This window comes from Halomonas sp. 707D4 (genome assembly GCF_024158685.1).
In the GTDB taxonomy this organism is placed as follows: Bacteria; Pseudomonadota; Gammaproteobacteria; order Pseudomonadales; family Halomonadaceae; genus Vreelandella.
Genome location: NZ_JAMZBD010000146.1, coordinates 1 through 6866, shown reverse-complemented (window position 1 = coordinate 6866; position 6866 = coordinate 1). Strand labels below are relative to the sequence as shown.

Annotated in this window: 9 protein-coding genes; 1 reads left to right on the top strand and 8 read right to left on the bottom strand. The window is 65.3% G+C overall.

Features of this window, described 5'->3' with window-relative positions; translation table 11 throughout:
* Positions 1–281: 281 nt before the first annotated feature.
* Entirely contained in the window at positions 282–743 is a 462-nt protein-coding gene (locus BIS11_RS08185; RefSeq protein ID WP_253425547.1) for a DUF2231 domain-containing protein, read from the top strand.
* 56 nt (positions 744–799) lie between these two features.
* On the opposite strand, the gene BIS11_RS08180 is transcribed toward BIS11_RS08185, so the two are convergent.
* From BIS11_RS08180 to BIS11_RS08145, 8 genes are all read right to left on the bottom strand, one after another.
* Positions 800–1225, bottom strand: a complete 426-nt coding sequence (locus BIS11_RS08180; RefSeq protein WP_253425529.1) for a CopD family protein — start codon at positions 1223–1225, stop codon at positions 800–802.
* 193 nt (positions 1226–1418) lie between these two features.
* Positions 1419–2216, bottom strand: a complete 798-nt coding sequence (locus BIS11_RS08175; RefSeq protein ID WP_253425550.1) for a DUF2797 domain-containing protein — start codon at positions 2214–2216, stop codon at positions 1419–1421.
* Positions 2217–2259: 43 nt separating this feature from the next.
* Entirely contained in the window at positions 2260–2544 is a 285-nt protein-coding gene (locus BIS11_RS08170) for a YeaC family protein (protein WP_253425532.1), read from the bottom strand.
* A 53-nt stretch (positions 2545–2597) separates the two neighbouring features.
* Positions 2598–3449 (bottom strand): rhomboid family intramembrane serine protease, encoded by an 852-nt coding sequence (locus BIS11_RS08165; RefSeq protein WP_253425535.1) that lies wholly within the window; start codon positions 3447–3449, stop codon positions 2598–2600.
* Positions 3450–3678: 229 nt separating this feature from the next.
* Entirely contained in the window at positions 3679–4653 is a 975-nt protein-coding gene (locus BIS11_RS08160; RefSeq protein ID WP_253425538.1) for a metallophosphoesterase, read from the bottom strand.
* Positions 4653–5576: an NAD(+) kinase gene (locus BIS11_RS08155; RefSeq protein WP_253425541.1), complete on the bottom strand. Its 924-nt coding sequence runs from the start codon at positions 5574–5576 to the stop codon at positions 4653–4655. Before BIS11_RS08155 ends, BIS11_RS08160 begins: the two co-directional genes overlap by 1 nt.
* Positions 5577–5679: 103 nt before the next feature.
* The gene (locus BIS11_RS08150) at positions 5680–6549 is read right to left on the bottom strand and encodes an EamA family transporter (protein WP_253585907.1); all 870 of its coding nucleotides are present in this window, start codon (positions 6547–6549) and stop codon (positions 5680–5682) included.
* Positions 6550–6627: 78 nt separating this feature from the next.
* Positions 6628–6866: YqaE/Pmp3 family membrane protein (locus tag BIS11_RS08145; protein ID WP_253585906.1), on the bottom strand; the 239-nt coding region annotated here is incomplete at its 5' end.

Below are 6866 nucleotides of genomic sequence, written 5' to 3'. Positions count from 1 at the left end.
GGTGTAGAGCCACAGTGCCGTGACCGCCACGAGCACCACCGTGGCGAAGCTCAGCATCACCCACCAGATCATCCGGATGTCCCGCGCGGCGGGGCCTGCGGGGTCGAGAATGGAGTGATCGCCGCTGCATCCCGAGAGCACGAGCAGCACGCCCGAGCAAAGCGTTAACGCCCCCCGGTTGACCCATGATCGCGTTACGCGTTGAATACGGGCTGGGGGCGGTGTGCCGTTACGTTCCCTCATATACTCTTTCCCTTATTGTCTGCCCACAGGAAGTGATCATGGCAACCTCTCCGCAACGCTCCATCAAGAGCCGGGCCTCCCTGGCCGGTCATCCGCTCCACCCGGTCATGATCCACTTTCCCGTCGCGGCGCTGATGGCGCTGGTGGCAAGCGATCTGGCCTACTGGTACACCGGCGACCCGTTCTGGGTACGAAGCGGCCTGTGGCTTGCCGGCGTGGGCGCCTTCGGCGGCTGGTTCGCCTCGATCGCCGGTATCATCGACCTGGTGTCGGTATCGCGCATTCGCCGCTTGATCACCGGCTGGAGCCACGCCATCGTCGCGGTGGTGATGCTCTCCCTGGCCTCGCTCAACTGGCTGTTGCGCCTCAATTCGCCCGAGGCGATCCTGCCCTGGGGCCTGGCGGTGTCGCTGGTGACCGGCGCCTTGATCGCCCTGGCCGGATGGCTCGGCGGCCAGCTCGTCTACGAGCACGCCGTCGGGGTCGACGTCGACGACTGACCGAGAATCCTTCAACGAATCATCTAAAAACGAATCATCTAAAAACACCCGCATGGCTAGCCCCATTCCAGGGGCTTGGCCAGCACGACGCCCAGCACGCCGAGAATACCCAGCAGCGCGACGACCAGCCCCGCCAGCGTCGCGGGCTTCACGCCACTGAAGATGCCCATTTCCAGGCGCAGGATCAGCCAGCCGAACAGGCCGTGAGCGGCCACCATCGCCACCACCGCGCCGAGCTTGAGAATCAGCCACCCCCCCATCAGGCCATGCAAGAGAAACAGCAAGGTGCCCGAGCCGATCGCAAGCAAAGCGGCGGGCGTGGCGACGGTGTTGTAGAAGTAGCGCGGCATGGGCGGGGTGCCCTGGGCGAAGCCGGCGTCCTTGCGCAGGACGAGCGCGTGGTTCAGGAGCGCGGGGAGGTAAAGGAGCGAGCCGCACCAGACGACCAGCGCGGCGATATGCAGAAGTTTCAACCAGGGCATCACGGCGTCCTTGCAATGCGAAAAGAGTAATTGGGCAGGCTCGAAAGCAGGAACGGCCCGCCGAGCAGGCCATCCAGTCGATGAACGTTTTGCCAAAGAGTGTACCGATGCCCGCTCCTTGTACCTGAGCGTGGCGAGATGCGTCCGAGCACTCCTCTACCTTAGCCAACTCCTCCCGAGCTTGCTAGGTCGTTCAGTCAACGCTGACCTGATAGCCGGTGAATTTACGCAGATTGATCACGCCGGTATCGAGCATCAGGTACTGCCCCTTCACGCCCTGCAGCACGCCTTCGACCACCGGGCTCTTGTCGAGATTGTGCGAGACGATCTTGGCGGGAAAGGTCTCGACCGGATAGCGGATATCCAGCGGCGCCTCATTTAGGATGCGAAGGGCCTCGTCGCCATGCGCCCGGCGCAGCTCGTCGAGCCCGGGCTCGACCAGCGCCAGGAGCCGGTCACGCTCGTTACACAGGTCGAGAGGCGCGACCTCGCCCTTGAGCATGGCGCGCCAGTTAGTGCGATCCGCGACGTGCTGCTTGAACAACGTCTCGACGAGCCCGGACTGCTGGCGGGTGGCCACCTCGAGAATCGGCAGGGCCTGGATCGCGCCCTGGTCGATCCAGCGCGTGGGCATGTTGGTCTTGCGGGTGATGCCGACCTTAAGACCGGAGGAGTTGGCAAGATAGACGATGTGCGGCGTGAAGCAGTGCGCCTCGCCCCACGCGGGCTCGCGGCAGGTGCCCTGGAAATAGTGGCAAAGCTCCGGCTTGACGATGCAGGTGTCGCACTGGGCCAGGCGCTTAAAGCACGGGTAGCAGTAGCCTTGGCCAAAGCTCTTGTTGGTCTTGCGCGCACAGTGGATGCAGTTGATCTGCCCCTCCCAGGTCAGGCGCAGCGGCTGGCCCAGGCGCTCGTTGAGCGCCACCCGGGCGTCGCCGGCGCGCAGCTGGTAGTCGACCGGGGCGCTCCCCGCGCCGAGGGCGACCGCCATCCTGGAGAGCTGGCCGCGAACGGCGGATTCCCGAGCGAGCAGGTCAGTCACTCGACGCGTCCCGGCCAAGCCCGGCCATTTCCGGTGAAACGCCCGCGCCGGTGGCGCCGGCCCCGCAGGTACGCCGCTCGAGATAACCCACGCGGTTCTGTTCGGGGACGTTGTTCTCGATCTCGAAGCGAATCACCGCCTCGAGGCACAGCTCGGTCTGCTCGGCGCTCAGAAAGCGCCCGTCCGGCCACTTGCGCAGCGCCACCGCCTGCTTGAGGCTTTCGTAGATGCTCGGGGTCATCTGGCTGATCATGCGCTCGAAGCTCATATCGCTCATGGAACACTCCACTCTGGTTTAGGTCGGCGGTGGTTTAGGTCGGCGGCTGAAGGTCAGCGCGCTGGATCGCGGTGTCTGGCGCAATGATACCAGCCCGTCGCCAGACCCACGAGCAGCCCGCCCAAGTGCGCCTCGTTGGCCACGTTGCCAAAGCCCACGCTGTCGGCGAGCCCGGTCATGGTGAACACCATCCAGCCGAGCATGAATACCACCAGCATCTGCGGGACGAAGAAGCCGCTTTGCGGGCGCCGGCGGGAAACGAGCCAGACGTGGCCGAGCAGCGCGTACACCACGCCGGACATGCCGCCGAACAGCACCGTGCCGGTCGCGTACTGGGCGAGGTTGGCACCGATGCCCGCCACCACCAGCAGCGAAAGCATCATCCTGCTGCCCTGCAGCGCCTCGACCTGGCGGCCGAAGTACCATACCCACATCAGGTTGAAGATCAGGTGCATCAGGCCGAAGTGCAGAAAGGCCGGGCTCAAGAGTCGCCACACCTGGCCGGAGGCGAGGGTCTCGCCAAGGCTCGTGGCCACCACCTGGTTGTCGACGATCCACACCGGCACGATGGTGAGCGAAAGCAGCACGCCGTCGCCCAGAGTGTTCATCAGCGCGAACACCACCAGGCACAGGCCGATGGTCACGACGGTCACCGGCAGGCGGCGCACCAGGCGTGCCCCCTGCCCTGCCTGGCGCCCCTTCGGCCGGGGACCGTCGATCAGCACCTCGCCGCGCTGCCAGCGCGCCACCAGCGCCTCGAGCTCGGCCTGCTGGCGAGGATCGGCGACCCACAGCAGCAGGCCGTCGCGCTCTTCGGTGATTCGATGGCCGATACGGTAGTGCCAGAGTGCCTGGCGCAGCTCGCCGGTGTCGGTCTCGGCGGGCAGGAGCATCACAGGATGCATAACACCTCCCTTGGGCGTCTTGGGCATCGAGGCATGGCCTCGAAACGGAGTCTGTGCACGGCACGCCTGTCGGGCATAAAAAAACCGGCGGAGGGGGCCGCCGGCTTAAAGCAAGGGATCATTCAAGGGAACACTTACTCAGATAGCCGACGACAGGGTTAGTTCAGCGATTTTCAAAAAAAGATGTTTCTCTATGTATCCCCTTATAACCTGGATCAACAACCGTATTCTAACTACCGAAAGTGCGGCGATTTTCCTCGCGGGGAACGTCGACCCAGACGAAACGGTCGGCGTCGAGCCTGCGCTCCCCGTCATGGCGATAGGCCACCAGCCGGCCATACTTGACCGCGCTGTAATCCAGGCAGGCAATGTTGTCCGTCGGCAGCGCCGGAATGCCCTCGCACCAGTAGTGGCCGATGAACAGCACCGGCTCCTCGGGGCCGTAGTGGCTCAGTCGCGCGCGCTCGTCCTCGCTCAGCGCCCGGCTATCCAGGTGCCCGGGCAGGTTGTCCGGCTGGAACACCACGTCGCCCCACTGGCGCGGGTTCGTCGCCCAGAAATGGGCGCGAAAGCTCTGCCGGGTGAAGCCGTCGCCGGAGTGAATGGCCACTCCTTCCGGCAGCGCGATGCTGGGCCCGCGGGTGAGGCGGTCGATGATCCGATACGCTTCGCTGCCGGGCTCGGTGGACTCGACCAGAAAGCGGTCGTCGATGCATCCGTTGGCGGTGCGCGCCTTGAGGGCCGCGATCAACGGTGCGTCCCAGCAGGCGTGAACCACGCGAAAATCGTCGATCTCGAGATACAGCGGCAGGGTCTTGAACCAGGCCAGGGTATCTTCCCACTCGTTGGTGTGGTCACGGTACTGATGCAGGGTGTCGGCGATGATGCGGTTGTGGCGCGGAGTGTGCTCTTTGAGCCAACGCTTGTCGCTGCCCGCGGGGGCCGGATGGGTATAGGCCAGGGCGTGATGCTCGTGATTGCCCATCACGATGTACGCCTCCCCCTCCTCCACCATGCGCCTTGCGATCTGCACCGCCAGGCGGATACGCGGGCCACGGTCGATCAGGTCGCCCAGAAAGATCGCCTTGCGCGTGGGGTGACGATAGACGCCGCCGCGCGGGCGGTAGTCCATCTTCTCGAGCAGCGCGGCCAGGGTCGCCCCGCAGCCGTGAACGTCACCGATCAGATCGTACCCTTGACTCATCAATCCCCCAGCCGATGGCTCCAGCCCAGCTTGCTGCGCAGGACGTCGAAGAAGTTGTGCCCCAGCGGATGCACCAGCTGGACGCGCGCGGGCTTGCGGGTGATGACCAGCACGTCGTCGGGCTTGGCGACCGCGCGGGTCTGGCCGTCGCAGCTGATGTGCGGGTAGGCGTGGTTGGTGTCGCCGATATGAATGCGGATCTCGCTCGCCGCATCGATCACGATCGGCCGGCTCGACAGCGTATGCGGGAACATCGGCACCAGCGTGATCACGTCGAGCTTGGGGTGCATGATCGGCCCGCCGCCGGAGAGCGCGTAGGCGGTCGACCCGGTGGGGGTCGCCACGATCAGTCCGTCGCTGCGCTGGCTGTAGACGAACCGGCCATCGACGAACAGCTCGAACTCGATCATGCGCACCGCCTTGCCCGGGTGCACCACTACCTCGTTGAGCGCGTCGCCGCTGCCCACCGCCACGCCGTCGCGATAGAGCACGGCGTCGAGCAGAAAGCGCTCCTCCACCTCGAAGGCTCCGGCCAGCACCTCGCCGACCCGGGTCTCGAGCTCGTCCGGCGAGATATCGGTCAGAAAGCCGAGCCGCCCACGATTGACGCCGAGAATCAGGGTGCCGCTGCGACACAGCGCCCGCGCCGCGCCGAGAAGGCTTCCGTCGCCGCCCACCACGATGACCAGGTCACACAGCTCGCCGAGCATACGCCGGGTGGTCTCGGGCTGGCCGTGATCGGGCATCATGGTGGCGGTGCGATCCTCGACCAGCACCTTGTAGTCGTGGCTTCGCAGGTACGTCACCAGTCGCCTGAGCGAATCGGCCACCTTGTCGCTGCCCAGCCGGCCGATCAGGCCGATCGTATTGAACGGTCTCGCGCTTTCGGCGGCAATCATGTCTGGCGCTTGGGTGGTGGGCATGGGCGGCTCTCACTGTCGTTAGCCTCCATTATGAAGACCCCGCCGCGTGCGGGCAAATCCGCCCGCGACAAAGCACGCTCGATCAATGCCTTGGCGCATCGTGTCAGGCCGGGGCGACTCGCCTGCGGCCAAGCCACCAGTGATTGAGCGCAAGCGAGGCGAGCATGATCGCGCCCCCCAGGGCGAGCCGGGCGAGATCCACGTCACGATTCCAGATCAACAGGTTGACCAGGAGTCCCGCCGGCACGCTCGCGGTGATGAACAACCTGCTGGTGCCGGCGTCGACCTTGGCTGCGCCCTGGTTCCAGGCGAAGTAGCCCACCCCCGAGGCGATCAGCCCGAGCCAGGCGAGCACGCCCCACTGCACGGGGGTGGAAGGCAGCGCCCGGGAATCGCCGAACAGCAGAAACGCGGGCAGCGCGACCGCCAGCGCCCCGAGAAAGAACCAGCCGAACACGTTGTGCCAGGGCAGCGCCGCCGCGCGCCCGCTGACCAGGCGACGATAGCCCACCTGGCCGAGGGCGAAGCACAGGTTCGCTCCCTGCACCACCAGAAAGCCCAGCCAGAAACCGCTATCCACCCCGTCGAAGCGGATCACCCCCGCGCCGATCACCGCCAGCAGCGCCGTGACCAGGTAGATCGGCGTGAAGCGCTTGAACAGCAGATCGTCGAGCAGCGCGATGTAGACCGGCGTGAAGATGGTGAACAGCAGCACCTCCGGCACCGAGAGCAGCAGAAAGGAGTGATAGAAGAAGGTGTACATCAAACCGAGCTGGAGCGCGCCGAGGCCCATCAGCGCCAGACGCTCACGGCCACCGAGCAGCGACGGGCGCAGAAAGGGCAGAAAGACCAGCAGCGCCAGCGCCACGCGCAGGAGCACGGCGAAATGGTTGTCCACCTGGCCGGAGAGATAGACCCCGATCAACGAAAACGAAAACGCCCACAGGGCGGTGACCCCGACCAGATAGCCCATAGTCAACCTTTATATAATCAAGAGTTGACGGAGATTATCAGCGACGCAGGCCAAGGTAAACATGAAATTATAAACGGGTTAACGGCGCATCACCCATACCAGCGCGTAGAGCGCCCCGGGCAGCCAGCCGAACAGCGTCAATAAAAGCGCGATGGCGATGCGCCGCGCGCCTGCGCCGGCAAGCCCCACACCCAGCGGCGGCAGCAATACCGCAAGCGCGGCATAGGCGGCTTTAAGCCCGGCCGACTCTTGCGCCGGGGGTGACACCACCGGTTTTTCCACCTGGGGCGCGGCGGGTCTGGTCGGCGGCGTAAAGT

Bases quoted from the DNA above. Each gene is read 5' to 3' on its own strand.
- BIS11_RS08155 (WP_253425541.1), bottom strand. From the start codon at position 5,576: ATGCCCACCACCCAAGCGCCAGACATGATTGCCGCCGAAAGCGCGAGA.
- BIS11_RS08170 (WP_253425532.1), bottom strand. From the start codon at position 2,544: ATGAGCGATATGAGCTTCGAGCGCATGATCAGCCAGATGACCCCGAGC.
- BIS11_RS08180 (WP_253425529.1), bottom strand. From the start codon at position 1,225: ATGCCCTGGTTGAAACTTCTGCATATCGCCGCGCTGGTCGTCTGGTGC.
- BIS11_RS08160 (WP_253425538.1), bottom strand. From the start codon at position 4,653: ATGAGTCAAGGGTACGATCTGATCGGTGACGTTCACGGCTGCGGGGCG.
- BIS11_RS08165 (WP_253425535.1), bottom strand. From the start codon at position 3,449: ATGCATCCTGTGATGCTCCTGCCCGCCGAGACCGACACCGGCGAGCTG.
- BIS11_RS08150 (WP_253585907.1), bottom strand. From the start codon at position 6,549: ATGGGCTATCTGGTCGGGGTCACCGCCCTGTGGGCGTTTTCGTTTTCG.
- BIS11_RS08175 (WP_253425550.1), bottom strand. From the start codon at position 2,216: ATGGCGGTCGCCCTCGGCGCGGGGAGCGCCCCGGTCGACTACCAGCTG.
- BIS11_RS08185 (WP_253425547.1), top strand. From the start codon at position 282: ATGGCAACCTCTCCGCAACGCTCCATCAAGAGCCGGGCCTCCCTGGCC.